Source organism: Nitrospirillum guaranorum, assembly GCF_034653275.1.
In the GTDB taxonomy this organism is placed as follows: domain Bacteria; phylum Pseudomonadota; class Alphaproteobacteria; order Azospirillales; family Azospirillaceae; genus Nitrospirillum.
The window spans coordinates 1,451,852-1,470,624 of the sequence record NZ_JAYEES010000001.1 but is presented as its reverse complement, the minus strand read 5'-3'; the positions used below and the strand labels follow the sequence as shown (position 1 = coordinate 1,470,624).

Here is an 18,773-nt window from a genome sequence, read left to right as displayed (position 1 = left end):
CCGCTTCAACGGGACGCGATGGCCACGCGCCGAGGCGCGGCGGCGTGATGCCGCCTTCCGCGTCACTGTCCTCGCGTCACGCCAGGCGGGTCTCACCTGATCGGCCGCGCTGAGACGGCCCACTGGTGACAAGGTTAATTGACATCACGTCGGTTTTAAGCGGACAGGGGAAGCCTGGCGCCGGCATCACGCCTGGCGCCGGCTGCGACGGTAGAACGCCGCAGCAATAAATACTGACTTACTCGTCAGTCAGTATTGTCCTTCCGCGGTGGATATGAGAAGGTTCCTCCGTTCGCGACAACGCGTCACCAAGACGCGGCCGCAACAGGGAGGGACACATGAACCGCTTAGCGTACGCGGCGTCGCTGATGGCGCTGCTTGCCGGCGCATCGACTGCCGTCGCGCAGACCGTGCCGGTGCCGGCCGCACAGGATTCGGACCAGAAGCGCGACAACTCCACCGGGCTTGAGGAAATCGTGGTGACGGCGACCCGTCGCGCCGAACGCCTGCAGGACGTGCCGATCAGCATCACGGCCTTCTCGCAGGACGAGTTGACCCAGAAGGGCATCGTCGGGGTGGAGGGCATCGCGCGGGAGACGCCCGGCGTCGTGCTGGATCACCGCAGCGACAACAATCTCAGCGTCACCACCCGCGGCATTTCCGTGAACGGTTACGAGGCCGGCCTGCAGAGCACCACCACCGTCTATCTCGACGATCTGCCGCTGACCACCATCGGCAACTCCGTGACGCTGGACCCCAGCCTGTTCGACGTGGAACGCGTGGAGTTCCTGCGCGGGCCGCAGGGCACGCTGTTCGGATCGGGCTCGCTGTCCGGCGCGCTCCGCATCCTGACCAAAAGCCCCGACCTGAACCGGGTGGACGCTTCCGTCCTGACCGACACGGGCTATACCCCGGACGCCGGCGCCGTCCGCCAGCGCTACAACGGCATGGTCAACGTGCCGTTGGTGGATGACAAGCTGGGGGTGCGCGTCGTCGGCTTCTACCGGCACGAGGATGGTTACGTCGACAACGTCGGCACGGGCGTCAAGAACTCCAACACCCTGAAGGATTGGGGCGGGCGGGGGATCATCCTGTGGAAACCGACGGATCGCCTCAGCGTCCGGCTGATGGGCCTCTACGAGGACAGCCATCCTGAGGACGCGTCGCTGGTGACACCCTCGCTGGGCGATCGCAAGCGCTACACCACCATGCCCGACCTTTATACGTCGAAGTCGCAGCTCTACAACGCCACCATCGACTATCAGTTCGATTGGGCGCATCTGACCAGCTCGACCAGCTACGGCTACCAGGACGGGCTGTTCGACGTGGACTTGGCCGGCACGTTCGCCCTGGCCCTGCCTTTCAACCTTTTCGACCACGGCATTTGGAAAACCGTGGTCCAGGAAACGCGGTTGGTTTCGGAAAAGGGCGGCCGGTTCGACTGGACGGTGGGTACCTACTATCTGCATCGCGACCAGTACCTGGCCGCGCGTGAGGCGTCGACCCCGGCCTACCTCGGCACACACGGCATCACCGGCCTGCCCGCCGACGGCACCTTCTACTCCAATGTCAGCAACTCCAGTTCCTATGAATTGGCGGGCTTCGGTGAGTTGACCTACCACATCACCGATACGCTCTCGGCGATCGGCGGCCTGCGCTACGGCAAATACGCCACGACGGTCGATGTCGCCCCGGGGTTCAACTCGCTTTACTTCGCCTACGCCTTGGGCGGCATCCGGGCGCCGCTGGCCCTGACGCCGACACCGGCGTCCAGCACCGACTATCCCGCCGCCGAGAAGGCATCTTGGAAAGCGAGCTTGACCTATGAGCCATCGCATGACTTGACGCTCTACGCCACCGTGTCGACCGGCTACCGCACGCCCGTGTACAATGCCCGCGCCGGCAGTGTCAGCACGGTCAATCCCAACGATCTGGTCATTCCGACGGGGGCGAGTTCGGACGACCTCACCAACTATGAAATCGGATTGAAGGGCCGCTGGTGGGATGGACGGCTGACCGCCAACCTGGCGGCCTATTACATCGACTGGCAGAACCTGCAGGTCCAGGCCAACCGCGTCTCCGACTCCGTGCAGTTCGCCACCAACATCGGCGGCGCGGAAAGCAAGGGGCTCGAGGCCGAGGTGACGCTGGAACCGGTGCGCGGGCTGGTCCTGGGCCTGAACGCCGCGCTGAACGACGCCAAGGTGACGGGGCTTTCCGCGCAGGAGGCGCAGATTTCCGGCGCCGTGAACGGGGCCAGCCTGGCCTCGCCCCATCTGCAGGGATCGTTCTTCGGCACCTACGGCTACACCCTGTTCGGCAACATCCCCGGGTTCAGCGGGTTCCAGGTGCAGCACGTCGGGTCGTTCCCCGTCGGCTTTCCCAACACCCCCGGCGCGCTGGGCAAGCCCAGCGCGCTCTATGACCACACCGACAGCTATACCTTGCTGAACCTGCAGACGGGCGCCACGTTCGGCAAGGTCACGGCCACCCTCTACGGCGAAAACCTCACCAACAGCCGGGCCATCACCTACGTGCATCCGGAAGCCTTCGTCTACAGCCGCTACGCCATCGTGCGGCCGCTGACGTTCGGCCTGCGGCTGGCGGCCGACCTGTGAGGACGACGATGCGAAAAGCGCGAAGGGGCCAAGGGCACCGCCGCTGGCTGGCGGCGGCCTGCCTGGGACTGGCCCTGATGTCCTGCGCCAAGACGGCGCCGGTCGGGCCGGCGGACGCCCCGCCCCGGGCGCATGTCAGCGGCGGCGACCTGCGGGGCGCCATGGTACCGGGAACCAAGGTGGCGGCCTTCAAAGGCATTCCCTACGCCGAGCCGCCGGTGGGCGATCTGCGCTGGCGCGCGCCGGTGCCGGCCCGGGCTTGGACGGGGGTGCGCGACGCCCGCGATTTCGGGCACGCCTGCCTGCAGCCGCCGCCGTCACCCACCGGCATCTATTCGGGCGGCATGGCCCCGGTCGGCGAGGATTGCCTGACCCTGAACGTCTGGGCGCCGGCCGGGGCAGAACACCTGCCGGTCATGGTCTGGATCCATGGCGGCGCGCTGGTGGGGGGCAGCAGTTCCGAACCGCTGTATGACGGCGCCAGCCTGGCACAGCGCGGCGTCATCGTCGTTTCCATCAATTATCGCCTGGGTTTGCTGGGATTCCTGGCGCATCCGGCCCTCAGCGCGGAATCGCCGCAGCACCTGTCGGGCAACTATGGGCTGCTGGACCAGATCGCGGCGCTGCGCTGGGTGCGCGACAACATCGCGGCGTTCGGCGGCGACCCTGGCCGCGTCACCATCGCCGGGGAGTCGGCCGGCGGCCTCAGCGTCATCGCGCTGTTGGCCAGCCCGTCGGCCCGCGGACTGTTCGCCGGCGCGATTTCGCAAAGCGGGTATATGCCGTCCTACCGGGCCCTGCATGAGGAAACGCTGGGCCTGCCGTCGGCGGAGACCGCGGGCGCCGCGTTGGCCACCGCGGTGGGGGCCACCGATGCCGCCGCGCTGCGCAAGGCTGACCTTGTCGCCCTGTTCAAGGCTGGCCTGGCCCAAGGCTGGCAGCCGGAACCGGTGATCGACGGCGTCACGCTGACGCGGCAGTTCGCCGACACCTTCGCCCGGGGGGAGCAGGCAAAGGTGCCCGTGCTGGCCGGCTTCAACGAGGGGGAAATCCGCTCGCTGCCCTTCCTGATGCCCAAGGCGCCCGACACTTCGGCGGCGTACGAGGCCGACGTCCGCCGCCGCTTCGGTTCCCAGGCGCCCGCCTACCTGGCGGTCTATCCCGGCACCGATCCGCGGGCCGATGTGATGGCCTCCATCCGCGACGGGCTGTACGGGTGGGCCGCCCAGTACCTGGCGCGCCAGCAGGCGGCGGCGGGACAGCCGTCCTATCTCTATTATTTCCGGCACGGCACCCCGGCGGAACGGGCGCGCGACCTGGCGGCCTTCCATGCCAGCGAGCTGCCCTACGTCTTCGGTCAGGTCGGCCCGTCCGGGGCGCTGGGTCCCAACTGGCCCCGGCCGCCACTGACCGAAACGGAGGCCCGGCTTTCGGACGCCATGATGAACTACTGGGTCAGCTTCGTCCGGGATGGCGCACCCACCGCCCCGGGGGAGGCGGCATGGCCCCGGTACACGGCCGCGCAGGCCGGCTACCTCGATATCGATGACCGTCCGGCCGCCCGGCGTGGCCTGCAGCCGGCCGCCTTCACCTACGCCGATACGCTGGTCGCCACCCGCCGCCAGCAAGGGCGCGGCTGGCGGCTCGACATCGGCTTCTCGGCCTTTTAACCGTACCTGGACAGGCCAAGGCGGCATGGCGAGGCCGCCGTGGCATCCAGGTCGGGAGTTTGGAAACCAATGAGCAATACTGATCAACCCACGCGCGCCCGCAACCACAAAGCCCGTGCCCGCGAGGCATCGATCGAACGCATCCTGGACGCGGCGGAGCAATTGTTCGCCGAATTCGGCTACCACGGCTTCACGCTGAAGGACGTGGCCGCCCGCGTCGGCGTCAGTTCCACGCTGATCCACTACCACTTCAACGGCAAGGACAGCATCTGCGAGGCGGTCTGGGCGCGCAAGGCGCCCATTTCCGCCCGCAACCGGCTGGAGTCCATGCGGCGCTATGCCGAGGAGGTGGGCGACGCCATCACGGTCGAGGGGGCGTTGAGCGCCTGGATCGACGCCGATCTGAACGTGCAGATCGACGATGTGGAACAGTGGGCCACCTTCGGCAAGATCGCCGCGCAGGCCAACAGCGCCGCCGGCTGGGGCGCCGAAAAGATGACCAAATACTTCAATCCCGTCGTCTTGGCGCTGATCGACCTGCTGAAGAAGGCCATGCCGGAGTGTGACGAGGAGACGATCTTCTGGGGCTACCACTTCGTGTCCGGCGCCATGACTCACAACATGGCGCGAACCGGCCGCCTTGACGAACTGTCCCACGGCCTTTGTTCTTCCAACGACTTCGTCTCCATCAAGAAGCACATGGCCAAGTTCATGGCCGCCGGCTTCCTGGCGATCTGCCAACAGAACAAGTCACCCTAGCATGCTTGAGCCGCCCACACCGACGAGCAGCCCTTCGCCCCCCGGGCCTTTGCCGGCCGGCGCGATGCAGCCGTATGCCCTGACCCTGGATCGTTTCATCGACCACGCGGCCAAATGGCACGGCGGCGCCGAGGTGGTGACGGCGGGTGGGGCCGGTGCCCGCATCGGCTATGCGGCGTTGCGGGACCGCAGTCGGCGGCTGTCGGGCGCGTTCCAGGCGCTGGGTTTGGGCCTGGGGGACAACCTGGGCCTCCTGGCCTGGAACAGCCAGGCGCATCTGGAATGCTGGTATGGCGCCGTCGGGGTCGGCATCGTGTGCCACACCCTGAACCCCCGCCTGGCGCCCGCGCACTTGGCCGGCATGATTCGGCAGGCGGCCAACCGCGTGCTGGCCGTCAGCCCGGATCTGACCATGCTGGCCAGTGCGCTGGCGGCGGCCTGCCCGACGCTGGAGCATGTCGTCGTGCTGGACGAGCCGGGCGCCGAGATCCAGGGTCCGCACCCGGGCCTGCCGGATGACGGCCCTGTCCGCGTTTGGCGTTACGGGGAATTGCTGGCCGGTCTGGGCCGGGAGACGGGCTGGGGCGGGTTCGACGAGAACACGCCGGCGGGCCTGTGCTTCACCTCCGGCACCACGGGCATGCCCAAGGGCGTCACCTACACGCACCGGTCCAACTACCTGCACACCGTCCACCAGCTTCAGGCGGACGTCAGCGGCCTCACCGCGCGCGACAGCGTCCTGGTCGCGGTGCCCATGTTCCATGCCAACGGCTGGGGTTTCCCATTCTCCGGGCCCGCCGTGGGGGCCAAGCTGGTCCTTCCCGGCCGTCACCAGGACGGCCCCAGCCTGGCGGCCATGATCAACGCGGAGGGCGTCACCGTCGCGGCCGGCGTGGCGACGGTCTGGCTGGGGCTGGTGGACCATCTGGACCGGACGGGTGGGGACACGCCGTCGCTGAGCAGGGTCATGCTGGGCGGCGCGTCGGTGCCGCAGGCGCTTATGGACAGGCTGGAAAAGCGCCTGGGCGTCGTCGTGCAGACCAGTTGGGGCATGACGGAGCTGTCGCCGCTGGGCACCACCACACCCCCGGGCGCGCCGGTGCGGCTGGCCTCCCGTTCCGGCCGCCCGCCCATCGGCGTCGATTTGCGGCTGACCGACGCCGACGGCGCGCCGCTGCCTGAGCAGCGGGGACGCGAGGGCCGGCTGCGCGTGCGGGGTGCTGCCGTGGTCGAACGCTATTTCGGGCAGGGCGAACCGGCCGTCGACGCCGGCGGCTGGTTCGACACCGGCGACTTGGCCGTCATCGACGACGATGGCCAAGTCAGCATCACGGGTCGGGCCAAAGACCTGATCAAGTCGGGCGGGGAATGGATCAACCCTGTCGAGATCGAGGCCATCGTGGGCGCCTTGCCCGAGGTGGCGCAGGTGGCGGTGGTGGGCCGGGCCGATCCCAAATGGGGCGAGCGTCCCGTCCTGGTGATCGAGGCGCGCCAGGGCGGGGACATCACCGACGAGGCGCTGCTGGCCGCCCTGCGCCCGCGCATACCGTCCTGGTGGCTGCCCGACGCCATCGTGCGCGTCGGCGCCATGCCGCTGGCGGTGACGGGCAAGATCGACAAGGCGCGCCTGCGTGCCGACCACGGCTGAGCCGGGTCGGGTCGCGGGACGCGGGGAACAGAGGCGAAGAATTCAAGGAGGAAGGAATGGCGACCACACGGCGGACGATATTGGCGGGGCTGGCGGCGGCGACCGCCTTGAACGCGATTCCCGCGCGCGCGGCCCAGCGTCCGGCCATGCCGAAGGGCTTCCTGTGGGGGGCCGCGATCTCCGCCCACCAGAGCGAAGGCAACGACCTCAATTCCGACAGCTGGCTGTTGGAGCACCTGCCGGAGACGGTCTACAAGGAACCGTCGGGCAACGCCTGCGACAGCTATCATCGATACGAGCAGGACTTCGCCATCGCCCGCGCCATCGGGCTGAACTGCTATCGCTTCGGTATCGAATGGGCCCGGATAGAGCCGGAGCCGGGTCAGTTTTCCCAGGTGGAGCTGGACCATTACACGCGGGTGCTGGCCGCCTGCCGGGCGCACGGCCTGCTGCCCATCGTGACGTACAACCACTTCACCGTGCCGCTGTGGTTCGCCGCCCGCGGTGGGTGGGAGGCGCCGGACAGCCCCGACCTGTTCGCCCGCTTCTGCGATCGGGCCACGCGCGCGCTGGGCGGCCAGATCGGCATGGCCTCGCCCTTCAATGAGGCCAACATCCACCTGCTGGTGAAGGTCCTGCGGGGGGCCGCCACGCCCGAATACCGGGCCGCGCGCACCGCGATGATCGCCGCCGCGGCGCGCGCCACCCAGTCCCCGTTATTCTCTTCCATCCTGTTCGCCGATCCGGACCGCATCGACGCCCATCTGCTCGACGCGCATGCCAAGGCCTACCAGGCCATCAAGGCGGGACCCGGCGATTTCCCCGTGGGCGTCACGCTGACCACGCAGGCGGTGGAGGCGGTGGGCGATGACAGCCTCGCCCCCACCGTCGAGGCGACGTTGTACGGTGGCTGGTGGGATGCGGTGAACGCCAGCGATTTCGTGGGCGTGCAGGCGTACACACGCCTGCGGGTCGATGCCAAGGGCCTGACGGCCGCGCCGCCGGGGGCGGAGATGACGGCGGCGGGATACGAATATTACCCTCAGGCCCTGGGGCAGGTGATCCGGCTGGCCGCGCGCAAGACCGCCAAGCCCATATTCGTCACCGAAAGCGGCATCGCCACGGATGACGACACACGCCGGGTCGCCTGGCTGGACGCCAGCGTCGCTGAGGTCCAGGCGTGCCTGCGCGCGGGCATCGATGTGCGCAGCTACATCTACTGGTCGTTGCTGGACAATTTCGAATGGACGCAAGGGTACGGCCAGCGTTTCGGCTTGGTGGCGGTCAACCACGACACCTTCGCGCGAACGCCCAAGCCCAGTTCCCAACACCTCGCGGACATCATCCGCAGGGGGTGAGGGGGCCCCGCTGGCCGCAGGGGTCCGAGGGTTTTGGCGGCGCGATTCTGACAGCGACCGATAAAACGGCAAACCGATAAAACGGGAGGCGTCATGAACGGGTTTTGGAAAGGCGCGGCGCTGGCGGCCGCCCTGTGGGTCGCGGCCGTGCCGTGCCGGGCGCAAACCGCCGTGCCGGCGGCGCCCGACTACAGCCAGGATGCCAACTGGCTCTGCCGTCCCGGTCGGGCCGACGCCTGCGCGCAGGACCAGACCGCGACCGTCATCACGGCGGACGGCCACATGGCGCGCGAGGCCTTCAAGCCGGCCAGCGATCCGCCGATCGACTGCTTCTACGTCTATCCCACCGTTTCGCTGGACCCGGGTGGCAACAGCGACCTGACACCCGGTCGGGAGGAATTCACCGTCGCGGCCGGTCAATTCGCCCGCTATGCTGCCCAATGCCGGACCTTCGCGCCGATGTACCGCCAGGTGACCCTGACCGCGCTGCATGCGCGCATGGGCGGCGCAGCCGGCCCGCCGCCGGACCGGGCGATGCCGTACGCCGACGTCCTGGCGGCGTGGCGCCACTATATGGCGCACGACAATCAGGGGCGTGGCGTGGTGCTGATCGGGCACAGCCAGGGTTCCGTCGTGCTGACGCAACTGATCCAGGAAGAGATCGATGGCAAGCCGACCCAGGCGCGCCTGGTGTCGGCCATCCTGCTGGGCACCAACGTCGTGGTTCCCGACGGGGCCGACGTCGGCGGCACCTTCCAGCACATTCCGGCCTGCCACGCCGCCGACCAGACGGGCTGTGTCATCTCCTACGTTTCCTTCCGGGATGCGCCGCCGCCGCCGCCGGGCGGCCTGTTCGGCCGGGCCCTGGACCCGTTGTCCCAGAAGACGTTCGCCAATTCCCACGCGCTCTGCACCAACCCCGCCGACCTGGCAGGGGGGACCGGGCCGCTGCGCAGCTATTTCGCGGCGGATTTCGGCGCCTGGGCGCCGCCTGGCTTCTCCTGGACCAGGACACCCCGCACGATCGACACCCCCTTCGTCACCACCCCCGGCCTGCTGACCGCCCGGTGTGTCAGCAACGGGGCCAACACCTACCTGGCCATCCACGTCAACGCGGGCACGGACGACGCGCGGACGCGGGACATCCCCGGCGACGTGATCGTGGACGGGCGCCTCTTCCCCGACTGGGGGTTGCATCGCATCGACATGCATGAGGCGATCGGCGACCTGGTCGACATCGTCGGCCGCCAAGGGGCGGCCTATGCCGCCGGGCGCCGCTAGAATGGACAAGAGGATGGAGCGGAAGGGGGCAATGACGGACAAGGTGCCCGCGCCTGGCGCGTCCATCGTCAAGGTGGCGGTCACCGCCGCGGCCGCCGCGGCCATCGAGTGGTACGACTTCTTCATATACGGCACGGCGGCGGCCCTGGTGTTTCCGGCGCAGTTCTTCCCCGCCGACCTGCCCCCGCTCGTGGCGCAGATCGCGGCGTTCAGCACCTTCGCGGTGGGATTTATCGTGCGGCCCCTGGGCGGCGCCGTGTTCGGGCACCTGGGGGATGTTTTCGGCCGCAAACGGGCGCTGTCGGGTGCCTTGCTGCTGATGGGATTGGCGACCACGGGCGTCGGCCTGTTGCCGGGCTATGCCCATGCCGGCGTGGCCGCCCCCTTGGCGCTGGTGGCCCTGCGGTTCGCGCAGGGCCTGGCGGTGGGCGGGCAGTGGGGCGGCGCCGCGCTCATGGCCATCGAGAGCGCGCCCAGCGGCCGGCGCGGATTCTACGGCAGTTTCGTCCAGATCGGCGTGCCCGTGGGCCTGGTGCTGGCGAACGTCGTCTTCCTGCTGGTGGGCAAGGGCCTGACGCCCCAGGCCTTCCAGGCGTGGGGGTGGCGCCTGCCGTTCCTGCTCAGCGTCGTGCTGGTCCTGATCGGCGGCTATGTCCGGCGGCACCTGGAGGAACCGCGCGAGTTCGAGACCGCCGGGGCGGGTGCCGTCCAGGGGCCACCCCTGGCCAGGGTCCTGCGTGACCACCTGGGGGACGTGCTGCTGGCGGGTGGCGCCTTCGTCGCCAACAACACCTGCTTCTATATGGCGATCACCTACGTCGTGGCCTATGGCACCGCCACCCTGGGCATCGCGAAGGAGACGTTGCTGGCGGCCGTGATGCTGGCCAGCGCGTTCATGCTGCCGGTCCTCATCGCCTGCGGGGGCGTTTCCGACAAATTCGGCCGGCGGGGCATATTCATGATCGGCGCCGTGCTGGCCGGTCTCTGGTCCTTCGCCTTGTTTCCCCTGATCGAAACGGCATCGCCCGTCCTCATCACCCTGGCGATCGCGGTGGAGATGCTGTTCCTCAGCCTGATGTACGGGCCGCAGGCCGCCCTGTTCGCGGAATTGTTTCCCGTCGAGGTGCGCTATTCCGGCGCGTCGCTCGGCTACCAGGTCGGTTCCGTCGTCGGCGGCGGCTTCGCCCCCATCATCGCCACGGCGCTGTTCGCGCGCTTCCAATCAACGATGCCCATATCCGTCTACCTGGCCGTGATGTGCGCCGTTTCCTTCCTCAGCGTTCTTGCCCTCAGCCGCCGGGCGAGGGCGCGCGGATCGCGCGCTACGGCTGGGTGAGCCCGGGGCCCGGTGGCGGCCGGCCCCGCTCTTCGACCAGCCAATCGACGAAACCGGCCAGAAGGTTGCCGGTGTCGGCCTGGCGCGGAACGACGGCGACATAACCCCGGCGGGGAACCTGGATCCGTGGCAGCGGCGTCATCAGCCGTCCGCCGGCGATGTCGATCTCCAGCATGGGCAGCGGGCCGATCCCGATGCCCAGCCCGTCCTCCACCGCCTGGCGCGTCACGAAGAAGTGATCGAACACCTGGCGCGGAAGGCCGGCCAGGTGGTGCAGGTCCGCCGCGTCCAGCCAATCGGCCCAGTCGCCGCCGCGCGTCTCGGTCGCCAGCAGGGTGTGCCCCTCGATATCGGCGGGCCGCAGGATGGGGCGCCGCGCAAACAGCGCCGGGCTCATGATCAGCGTGTCGACGTCATCCAGCACCGGAACGACGTGGTGCTGCGGCCACGCGTGCTCCCGCGCGGCGCTCCGCCGGATCGCCACGTCGACACCCCCGCGCAGCGCCTCAAGCACTGTTGAAACGGTGGTGACCACGACCTCGACATGCGGATGATCCGCGTGATAGCGGCCGAGGCGCGGGATCAGCCACCGCATCGCGAAGCTGGTCGGCGCGCTGACACGCAGGATGCGGCGCGCGCTGGGCCGGCCGCAGGCCTCGGCGGCGACGGCCAGGCGGTCGAGGGAAAGGCCGACCTCCGCCGCGAATATGCCCGCCATGGGCGTCGCCACCATGCGGCGGCCTTCCCTCGTGAACAGCCTCTGGCCCAGCCAGCTTTCCAGGGCGGTGATGTGCCGGCTCACCGCGCCGTGGGTTACGCCAAGCTCCGCCGCCGCCTCGGCGTAACTGCCGGTGCGGGCGGCGACCTCGAAGACGCGCAGGGCGTTGAGGGGTGGCAGGCGGCGCATGGGAACCCGTGACTAAAGCTGACGCATATCGTGATCAATGACAGGCTAGTTGAAAATTTATCGCCTATCTACCATCGCGCCATGACATCCTCGACCAGCCTTGCCGCGACGGTGGGCGACCCAAGGCCCCCGGCGCCCACGAAACTGCGCAGCCTGCTGGCCGCGTGCCTCGCCCATGCGCTCCATGACGGCTATACCGACGGGCTCTATGCGTTCCTGCCGGTTTGGCAGGCGCAGTTCGGCCTGTCCTACGCGGCGCTCGCCTTTATCCGCGCGCTTTATTCGGGGACGATGGGCGGGCTGCAACTGCCGGCCAACCGCCTTCTGCGCGGCTTCTCCCCCCGGTCGGCTCTGATCCTGTCGACCCTGATCGCGTCCGTGGGGCTGCTGGTCATGGCGCTGCCGCTTGGTTTCGCCGGCCTTTGCGCCGGCCTCATCCTGGCCGGTGTCGGGTCCAGCATCCAGCATCCCCGCGGGTCGATGCTCGTCGCCGACAGTTATGGCGGGGCCTCGCGCCGCCCGCTCGGTATCTACAATTTTTCGGGCGATCTCGGGAAGGCCGTGTTGCCGGCGCTCGTCGCGGTCCTGCTGCCGGTCCTCGCCTGGCGGGCGGTGCTGGGCCTGATGGTGGGGCTTGGCGTCGCCGTCGCGATCGCGTTGATATCGCTGGCGCCGGGGGCGGCCGCCCGGGGAAGGGCCGCGCCAGGCGGGCCTTCCGGCCATCGTGGTCGCGGCGGCTTCGGGGTTCTGACGGCGATAGGCGCGCTCGATACGGCGACCCGTATGGGCTATTTGCTGTTTCTGCCCTTCCTCATCCACGGGCAGCGCGGGGACTCGCCCACCGTGGGGTTGGCCCTTGCCCTGCTGTTCATCGGCGGCGCGTTCGGAAAGGCGACGTGCGGCTGGCTGGGGGAACGGCTGGGCGTGGTCGGGACCGTCATGGTGACCGAGGCCGCGACCGCCGTGCTGATCATGGCGACGCTGTTCACGCCCTTGACGCAGACGCTGATCCTGCTTCCGCTGCTTGGCGTCGTGCTCAACGGCACCTCTTCGGTGCTTTACGGCACCGTGCCCGAGCTTTCGGGCGCCGATACGGGCCGCGCCTTCGCCGTCTTCTACACAAGCGTGATCGGCTCCGGCGGCGTCGCGCCCATCCTTTACGGCGCGGTCGCCGACCACAGCAGCCAGACCGTCGGCGTGGTGGCCGCCGCCGCGACCGCCGCCGTGATCGTCCCGCTTGTCCTGGCGTTGCGACCCCATCTGCGCGGCGCGCCCCCCATGAAACAGGAAGGTTGATCCAATGAGCACTGTCTCTGACGCGCCGCTTATGCTGATAACGGGGGGAAGTCGCGGCATCGGCGCGGCGACGGCCCGGCTCGCGGCGGCGCAAGGCTACGACGTGGCGATCAGCTTCCTGTCCGACGAGGCCGCCGCCCTGGCGGTGGCGGCCGATGTGGAGGCGGCCGGGCGCCGGGCCCTGCCTGTGCGCGCCGACAGTGCCGACCCGGCGCAGGTCGCCGACCTGTTCGCCGTGATCGATCACGCGTTCGGGCGGATCGATGTCTTGGTCAACAACGCCGCCATGCTGGCGCGGCAATCCCGGCTGGAGGATTTGGCGTTCGAGCGGATGCGGCGCATCTTCCTGGTCAACGCCATCGGCCCCATCCTGTGCGCGCAACAGGCGGTGAAGCGCATGGCCTATCGCCACAACGGGCGGGGCGGCGCCGTGATCAACATCTCATCGGCGTCGGCCCGCCTCGGCAGCCCCAACGAATATGTCGACTACGCCGCGTCCAAGGGCGCCGTCGAAACCTTCACCACCGGCTTCGCGAAAGAGGTGGCGCGGGAGGGAATCCGCGTCAATTGCATCCGCCCTGGACACATCTACACCGATATACACGCCAGCGGTGGTGAGCCGGGACGGGTGGATCGTGTCAAGGACACCATACCCATGGGAAGGGGCGGCCAGCCGGAAGAGGTCGCCCGCGCCATCCTGTGGCTGGCCAGCGCCGAGGCGTCCTTCATCACCGGCACCTTCCTCGATGTGACCGGCGGCAAATAAGCGGCGAGGCGCGCGTGATCCTCACGCCAGCCGCCATCACGGCAGGGGCCGCAACAGCGCCGTCAGGCGATCGGGCGTGCCGGCGACGCGTTCCAGGCGGGGGTAGCGCAGGGTCCCGTGATAGTCGACGGCGGCGGTATGCTCAGCCCCGTCGCTGTCGAAGCGCAGCTCCACCGGACGGGTGGCGGCGTGCCGGACCTCCTCGATCAGACGCTCGCTGCTGAAGGGTTCGCCATTCACAGCCAAGAGGCGGCTGCCGACGCTCACGCCGGCGCGGAAGGCCGGGCCATTCCAGGCGACGGCGCGGGCCTGGCCCTTGGCGTCCACCACCAAGCCGATGGAGTAGCTGAGGTCCGTGCCGCCGCCGTCCGTCTCCGTCTGCCGGAAATAGTCGGTGGGCGTGTCGGTGTACACCAGGCGATAGCCGCCACGCGTCAGGCCATCCAGCAGCCCGGTGTCGTCATGCGCGTCCAGCCGCCGGCGCAGGAAGGCGGCCCAATCGAATGGCAGCACGCTGTTGAGGGCGGCACAGACGTCATCAAAGCCATAGGTGCGGATCACCCGGTCCCCGGCCGGACCGCTGAACAGGGCGCGCGCCACGTCATCCAGGCCGCGCTTGCCGCCGGTGCGTTCGCGGATCAGGCTGTCGGCGTCCAGCCACAGCAGCACGCCCTCGCCGTAATAATCCTCCCGCCGCTGCCAGTCGCGCCACACCATGGGCCGGCCGATGGCGATGGACGGGTCGTTGGCGCTGTCCTGCAGCGACTTCCACGCCCGGCCGACGCGGGATTGGGCGACGGCGGCGTCGATCGCCAAGGCATCCAGCGTCTGCGCCGTCGTCCTCAGGCCGGTGCGCGCCGCCAGCACCCGGCCCCAAAACTCCGTCTGCCCTTCATAGACCCAAAGCAAGCCGCCATCGATCGGCTGGTTGTAGGTCGGGGCCCACAGGCCGGCCGGCTGGCGGTAACGGCCGTTCCAGGAATGGACGAACTCATGCGCGAACAGGTCCTGGTAGATGGCGTAGCCGCCGGCGGCCTGGAAGAAGTCCGGCGGCACCGCGTTCTCGCTGGACTCCATGTGCTCGAACCCGCCGGGGCCCGGCAGCTGGTCGTTGAGCGCCACGATCAGCGCGTAGCGGCGATAGTGCGCCGGGCCCAGCAGTCGGTGGGTCTGCGACACCATGCGGGCCAGGCCCGCGATCTGCGCCGGTGTTGTCTCCAGATCCTCCGCCTTTTCCGCCAGCAGCGCCAGGGTCACCGGCGCCGCCGTGTCCTGTGACAGCGGAACCTCGCGCACGTGGCGGCCGGCATAGACCGGCGAATCGACCAGGTCCTCCAGCGTCTCGGTCGCGAAACGCAGCCTTCCCTCCGCGTCCGACGCGGGCGCCAGGGTGGGCGCCAGGGTGGTGGCCGGCGTCATGCCGGCGGGCAGGCGCAGGCTGGCCGCGACGGGAATGTCGCGGGTGAACCAGCCGGCCGGGTACAGCAACAGGGTCTGCCAGGCGACGGTGACCATGCCGGGCGTCATGCGCAGGGGTCCCTGGCGTGGGCCGGTGGGGGACAGGAATTGAAAATCGGCTTCGACGGCGGCGGCGCCCGCCGGCACCTCCACCGCGAAGGCATAGGGGTTCAGCGGGTCGCGACGCCAGGCCAGGGGCTGGCCGCCCGCATGCAGCGTCAGGCCCGCCAGCGCCGCGATGGAGGCGGTGGCGGCGTGGCTGCCCGTCTCATATTCCGGGTACAGCAGGACCATGCGGCCCGCCTGCTGCACCGGGATGGTTTCATGGACGGTGAAGACCTTGTGCACGGTGTCCGTCGCGTCCACGTCCAACCGGATGATGCCGTTGAAAGGCCTGTCCTGCGGTGCCGGGGCGAATGGCGCCGGCGTCACCGGCTGGGGGCCGGCGCCGGGTTGCGCCCAGGCGGAACCCGCGATCAAGAGAAGGGCGGCGGTGGCGGAACCTAAGGTCTTCAACGCGGATCTTCCTTGCGTGTCGGGGCCAGCCTTATAAGGGCCACGCCTACCTGTAGCGCAATGGCGCAGAGCGCACCCGGTCAATGCGGCAGCGCCCGGCCGGCCACCGTGAGCATAATATTCACACACGTGAGAGTGAATGTTGACATCGGAGTGCGCCTGCCTCATGGTGACGTCCATACGCCGACGTTCGATCGGCGACGCACGGGAGGTTTACCACGTCATGAGAGCCAAGCTGCTCGTGTCCGCGTGCGCGGCCACGTTACTCACGTCCACTGTTTCGGCCCTGGCGCAGGATACCGCGTCAACGCCGCCAAAGGCGTCCGCCTCCGATGCCTTGCAGGAAATCGTCGTCACCGCCACCCGCCGGCCCGAGCGTCTGCAGGACGTGCCGTTGAGCGTCACCGCGTTCTCGCAGGAAGAACTGACCAAGCAGGGCATCGTCGGTTATGAGGGGCTGGCGCGCGAGACGCCGGGCGTGGTGTTGAACAAGCCCACGGCCAACTTCAACAATTTCACGGCCCGCGGCATCGCCACCAACGGCTATGGCGCCAACCTGCAAAGCAGCGTCGCCGTCTACATCGACGAACTGCCCATCTCCACCACCGGCAACACCACCGTCCTGGACCCCAATCTGTTCGACGTGGAACGCGTGGAGTTTTTGCGCGGCCCGCAGGGGACGCTGTTCGGGTCGGGCTCGCTGTCGGGCGCCCTGCGCATCCTGCTCAAGAGCCCCGACGTGACCCAATACGACAGCAGCGCCCTTGCCGATGTCGCCCTGACGGGGTCGGACTCCTGGCGCCAGCGCTACGACGCCATGGTCAACGTGCCGCTGGTGGAGGACAAGCTGGCGCTGCGCATGGTGGGTTTCTACCGCCATGAGGAAGGGTGGGTCGACAACCTGGGCACCGGCGTGCACAACGCCAACACCCTGATCGACACCGGCGGCCGCATGAGCCTGTTGCTCAAAGGGTCGGACCGCCTGCAGATCAAGCTGCTGGCCTCGTATGAGGACAGCAACCCCCATGACAGCGCCCTGATCGATCCCCGGCTGGGCAAGTACAAGCGCAACTCCAACGAGCCGGACCTGTTCACCGGCAAGCTGGGCACCGTCAACGGCACCATCGACTACCAGTTCGACGGCGCGCACTTCACCAGCTCGACGACCTGGTCGGAATTCGACCAGCAGTTCTTCGTGGACCTGGCCGGCACCTTCGCCGGCGCCATCCCCTTCGGCCTGGACGCGTCCGCCTTCCAGAACACCTTCGTGGAGGAGGCGCGGCTGTCGTCCGACCCCGGTGGCAAATGGGATTGGACCATCGGCACCTTCTATTTGGATCGCCGGCTGGACATCAACTACCTCTACCGTTCCGACATCGCCTACCTGAGGGCGCACAACATCACCGGCGTGCCGGACCAGTATTACCAGCGCCTTTACACCTACACGAATTCGCATGAGCTGGCCGGATTCGGTGAGCTGACCTACCACGTCACGGACGAATTCTGGCTGACCGGCGGCTTGCGCTATGGCGGTCTGGACGCCCAGGCGTTCACCACGGGCGGCTACAACTCCAACTACCTGACGAACGCCTTGCTGGGCAGGTCGGGGCCCTTGACCATCACCTCGACGCCGCCGGCCACAGGCACCAAGGCGGAGGGCAGCCAGCCGTCCTACAAGGTCAGCGCCTCGTTCAAGCCCATCCCGGAACTGACGACCTACGCGACCATCGCCACCGGCTTCCGCGCCCCCGTGGTCAACGCCTACGCCGGGCGGCCCAGCACGGTCAACGCCAAGGACCTGATCATTCCCAACGGCGCGGATTCCGACGACCTGACCAACTATGAGGTCGGTGCCAAGGGACGGTGGTTCGACGGCCGGCTGTCGGCCAACCTGGCGCTCTACCTGATCGACTGGAGCAACATCCAGGTCCAGGCCAACCGCGTGTCGGACTCGGTGCAGTTCGCCACCAACATCGGCGCGGCGCGAAGCAAGGGCATCGAGTTCGAGATCGCCGCCGTGCCCGTGACAGGCCTCACCATCGGCCTGAACGGTTCGTTCAACGATGCGCGGGTGACGAAGCTCAGCCCGGCCGAGGCGGCCATTTCCGGCGCCGTGCTGGGCGCCAGCCTGTCGTCACCGCATTTCCAGGGGTCCGCCTACGCCCAATACGCCTTCGACGTGACGCCGGACATGATGGGCAACGTCGCCATCAATTTCCAGCACGTGGGGTCCTTCCCCAGCGAGTTCCCACGGGTGCCGGGGCAGCCGCAGACCATCAACCCCACCTTCGGCTACACCGACAGCTACAACAACGTGAACATGAGCTTCAGCGTGGCCCGCGATAAATGGACGGCCACGGCCTATGTCGAGAACCTCTTGGACGACGCCTCCATCACCTACATCCATCCCGAGGCGTTCCTGGCCAGCCGCTACGGCACCATGCGGCCGCGCACTGTCGGCATCCGGCTGACCTACGGGATTTGAGGCGATGGCGGTACCCGAAACGCTTGCGCCGCCGGCGGCTGACGCCGGCATCCTCTCCCCGGCCGCGCCATCCGCGCGGCCGGGGCCCCGCGCCTGGTTCGTGCTGGGCATGCTCTGCTTCGTCTATGTCCTCAATTTCCTGGACCGCCAGTTGCTGTCGATCCTGGCCAAGCCCATCCAGGATGACCTGAAGGTCACCGACGGCCAGCTGGGTCTGATCAGCGGGCTCTACTTCGCGCTCTTCTACTGCTTCATCTCCATCCCCGTGGCCTGGCTGGCCGACCGCACCAACCGTGTGCGGGTGCTGTCCATCGCCTGCGCCCTGTGGAGTGCCGCCACGGTGGCTTGCGGCATGGCCTCGACCTATCCGCAGCTGGTGCTGGCGCGCATGACCGTCGGGGTGGGGGAGGCGGGTGGCGTGCCGCCCTCCTACGCCATCATCTCCGACTATTTCGGCCCGGGCCGGCGCGGCACGGCGCTGGGGCTGTACAACTTCGGCCCGCCCCTGGGCCAGGCCCTGGGCGTGGCCTTCGGCGCCGCCATCGCCGCCGCCTACAACTGGCGCAGCGCCTTCCAGCTACTGGGCGCCGTCGGCGTCGTCACGGCGCTGGCCGTGTACCTGCTGGTGCGCGAACCACGCCGGGGGGGCTGGACGCCGGCCCGGTGATTGCGGGC

The 18,773-nt window shown here is 68.6% G+C and carries 13 protein-coding genes; 11 read left to right on the top strand and 2 right to left on the bottom strand.

The window, feature by feature from the left end:
- Positions 1–338: 338 nt before the first annotated feature.
- The 7 genes from UAJ10_RS05860 (at position 339) to UAJ10_RS05830 (ending at position 10,670) form a co-directional block, all read left to right on the top strand.
- Entirely contained in the window at positions 339–2,618 is a 2,280-nt protein-coding gene (locus UAJ10_RS05860; RefSeq protein WP_322914415.1) for a TonB-dependent receptor, read from the top strand.
- Between the two features lie 8 nt (positions 2,619–2,626).
- On the top strand, positions 2,627–4,288 hold the full coding sequence (locus UAJ10_RS05855; protein WP_322914414.1) for a carboxylesterase/lipase family protein: 1,662 nt from the start codon (positions 2,627–2,629) through the stop codon (positions 4,286–4,288).
- A gap of 69 nt (positions 4,289–4,357) precedes the next feature.
- A complete protein-coding gene (locus UAJ10_RS05850; protein WP_322914413.1) occupies positions 4,358–5,047 on the top strand; it encodes a TetR/AcrR family transcriptional regulator in 690 nt (229 codons plus the stop codon).
- Between the two features lie 64 nt (positions 5,048–5,111).
- A complete protein-coding gene (locus UAJ10_RS05845; RefSeq protein ID WP_322914412.1) occupies positions 5,112–6,695 on the top strand; it encodes an AMP-binding protein in 1,584 nt (527 codons plus the stop codon).
- Between the two features lie 56 nt (positions 6,696–6,751).
- Positions 6,752–8,053: a glycoside hydrolase family 1 protein gene (locus UAJ10_RS05840; RefSeq protein WP_322914411.1), complete on the top strand. Its 1,302-nt coding sequence runs from the start codon at positions 6,752–6,754 to the stop codon at positions 8,051–8,053.
- A gap of 93 nt (positions 8,054–8,146) precedes the next feature.
- Positions 8,147–9,334: a DUF3089 domain-containing protein gene (locus UAJ10_RS05835; protein ID WP_322914410.1), complete on the top strand. Its 1,188-nt coding sequence runs from the start codon at positions 8,147–8,149 to the stop codon at positions 9,332–9,334.
- A 31-nt stretch (positions 9,335–9,365) separates the two neighbouring features.
- Positions 9,366–10,670 (top strand): MFS transporter, encoded by a 1,305-nt coding sequence (locus tag UAJ10_RS05830; RefSeq protein WP_322914409.1) that lies wholly within the window; start codon positions 9,366–9,368, stop codon positions 10,668–10,670.
- Here UAJ10_RS05830 and UAJ10_RS05825 read toward each other — a convergent pair.
- Positions 10,657–11,577, bottom strand: coding sequence for a LysR substrate-binding domain-containing protein (locus tag UAJ10_RS05825; RefSeq protein ID WP_322914408.1), 921 nt, complete (start codon positions 11,575–11,577; stop codon positions 10,657–10,659). The genes UAJ10_RS05830 and UAJ10_RS05825 overlap by 14 nt on opposite strands.
- Before the next feature lie 81 nt (positions 11,578–11,658).
- Between UAJ10_RS05825 and UAJ10_RS05820 the strand changes: the two genes are divergently transcribed.
- Both UAJ10_RS05820 and UAJ10_RS05815 read left to right on the top strand, forming a co-directional pair.
- The gene (locus UAJ10_RS05820; RefSeq protein ID WP_322914407.1) at positions 11,659–12,873 is read left to right on the top strand and encodes an MFS transporter; all 1,215 of its coding nucleotides are present in this window, start codon (positions 11,659–11,661) and stop codon (positions 12,871–12,873) included.
- A gap of 4 nt (positions 12,874–12,877) precedes the next feature.
- Positions 12,878–13,639, top strand: a complete 762-nt coding sequence (locus UAJ10_RS05815) for an SDR family oxidoreductase (RefSeq protein ID WP_322914406.1) — start codon at positions 12,878–12,880, stop codon at positions 13,637–13,639.
- Positions 13,640–13,675: 36 nt separating this feature from the next.
- Here the strand turns inward: UAJ10_RS05815 and UAJ10_RS05810 are convergent, their stop codons facing one another.
- Complete coding sequence (locus tag UAJ10_RS05810) at positions 13,676–15,613, bottom strand: M61 family metallopeptidase (RefSeq protein ID WP_322914405.1); 1,938 nt, start codon at positions 15,611–15,613, stop codon at positions 13,676–13,678.
- A 337-nt stretch (positions 15,614–15,950) separates the two neighbouring features.
- On the opposite strand from UAJ10_RS05810, the gene UAJ10_RS05805 reads away from it, so the two are divergent.
- Both UAJ10_RS05805 and UAJ10_RS05800 read left to right on the top strand, forming a co-directional pair.
- On the top strand, positions 15,951–18,098 hold the full coding sequence (locus tag UAJ10_RS05805; RefSeq protein ID WP_322914404.1) for a TonB-dependent receptor: 2,148 nt from the start codon (positions 15,951–15,953) through the stop codon (positions 18,096–18,098).
- A 4-nt stretch (positions 18,099–18,102) separates the two neighbouring features.
- A complete protein-coding gene (locus UAJ10_RS05800; protein WP_322914403.1) occupies positions 18,103–18,765 on the top strand; it encodes an MFS transporter in 663 nt (220 codons plus the stop codon).
- The last annotated feature ends 8 nt before the right edge of the window (positions 18,766–18,773 follow it).

What these genes read in the sequence shown, in the direction of transcription:
- UAJ10_RS05860 (WP_322914415.1), top strand. Translation starts at nt 339, where the DNA reads ATGAACCGCTTAGCGTACGCGGCGTCGCTGATGGCGCTGCTTGCCGGC.
- UAJ10_RS05855 (WP_322914414.1), top strand. Translation starts at nt 2,627, where the DNA reads ATGCGAAAAGCGCGAAGGGGCCAAGGGCACCGCCGCTGGCTGGCGGCG.
- UAJ10_RS05850 (WP_322914413.1), top strand. Translation starts at nt 4,358, where the DNA reads ATGAGCAATACTGATCAACCCACGCGCGCCCGCAACCACAAAGCCCGT.
- UAJ10_RS05845 (WP_322914412.1), top strand. Translation starts at nt 5,112, where the DNA reads ATGCAGCCGTATGCCCTGACCCTGGATCGTTTCATCGACCACGCGGCC.
- UAJ10_RS05840 (WP_322914411.1), top strand. Translation starts at nt 6,752, where the DNA reads ATGGCGACCACACGGCGGACGATATTGGCGGGGCTGGCGGCGGCGACC.
- UAJ10_RS05835 (WP_322914410.1), top strand. Translation starts at nt 8,147, where the DNA reads ATGAACGGGTTTTGGAAAGGCGCGGCGCTGGCGGCCGCCCTGTGGGTC.
- UAJ10_RS05830 (WP_322914409.1), top strand. Translation starts at nt 9,366, where the DNA reads ATGACGGACAAGGTGCCCGCGCCTGGCGCGTCCATCGTCAAGGTGGCG.
- UAJ10_RS05825 (WP_322914408.1), bottom strand. Translation starts at nt 11,577, where the DNA reads ATGCGCCGCCTGCCACCCCTCAACGCCCTGCGCGTCTTCGAGGTCGCC.
- UAJ10_RS05820 (WP_322914407.1), top strand. Translation starts at nt 11,659, where the DNA reads ATGACATCCTCGACCAGCCTTGCCGCGACGGTGGGCGACCCAAGGCCC.
- UAJ10_RS05815 (WP_322914406.1), top strand. Translation starts at nt 12,878, where the DNA reads ATGAGCACTGTCTCTGACGCGCCGCTTATGCTGATAACGGGGGGAAGT.
- UAJ10_RS05800 (WP_322914403.1), top strand. Translation starts at nt 18,103, where the DNA reads ATGGCGGTACCCGAAACGCTTGCGCCGCCGGCGGCTGACGCCGGCATC.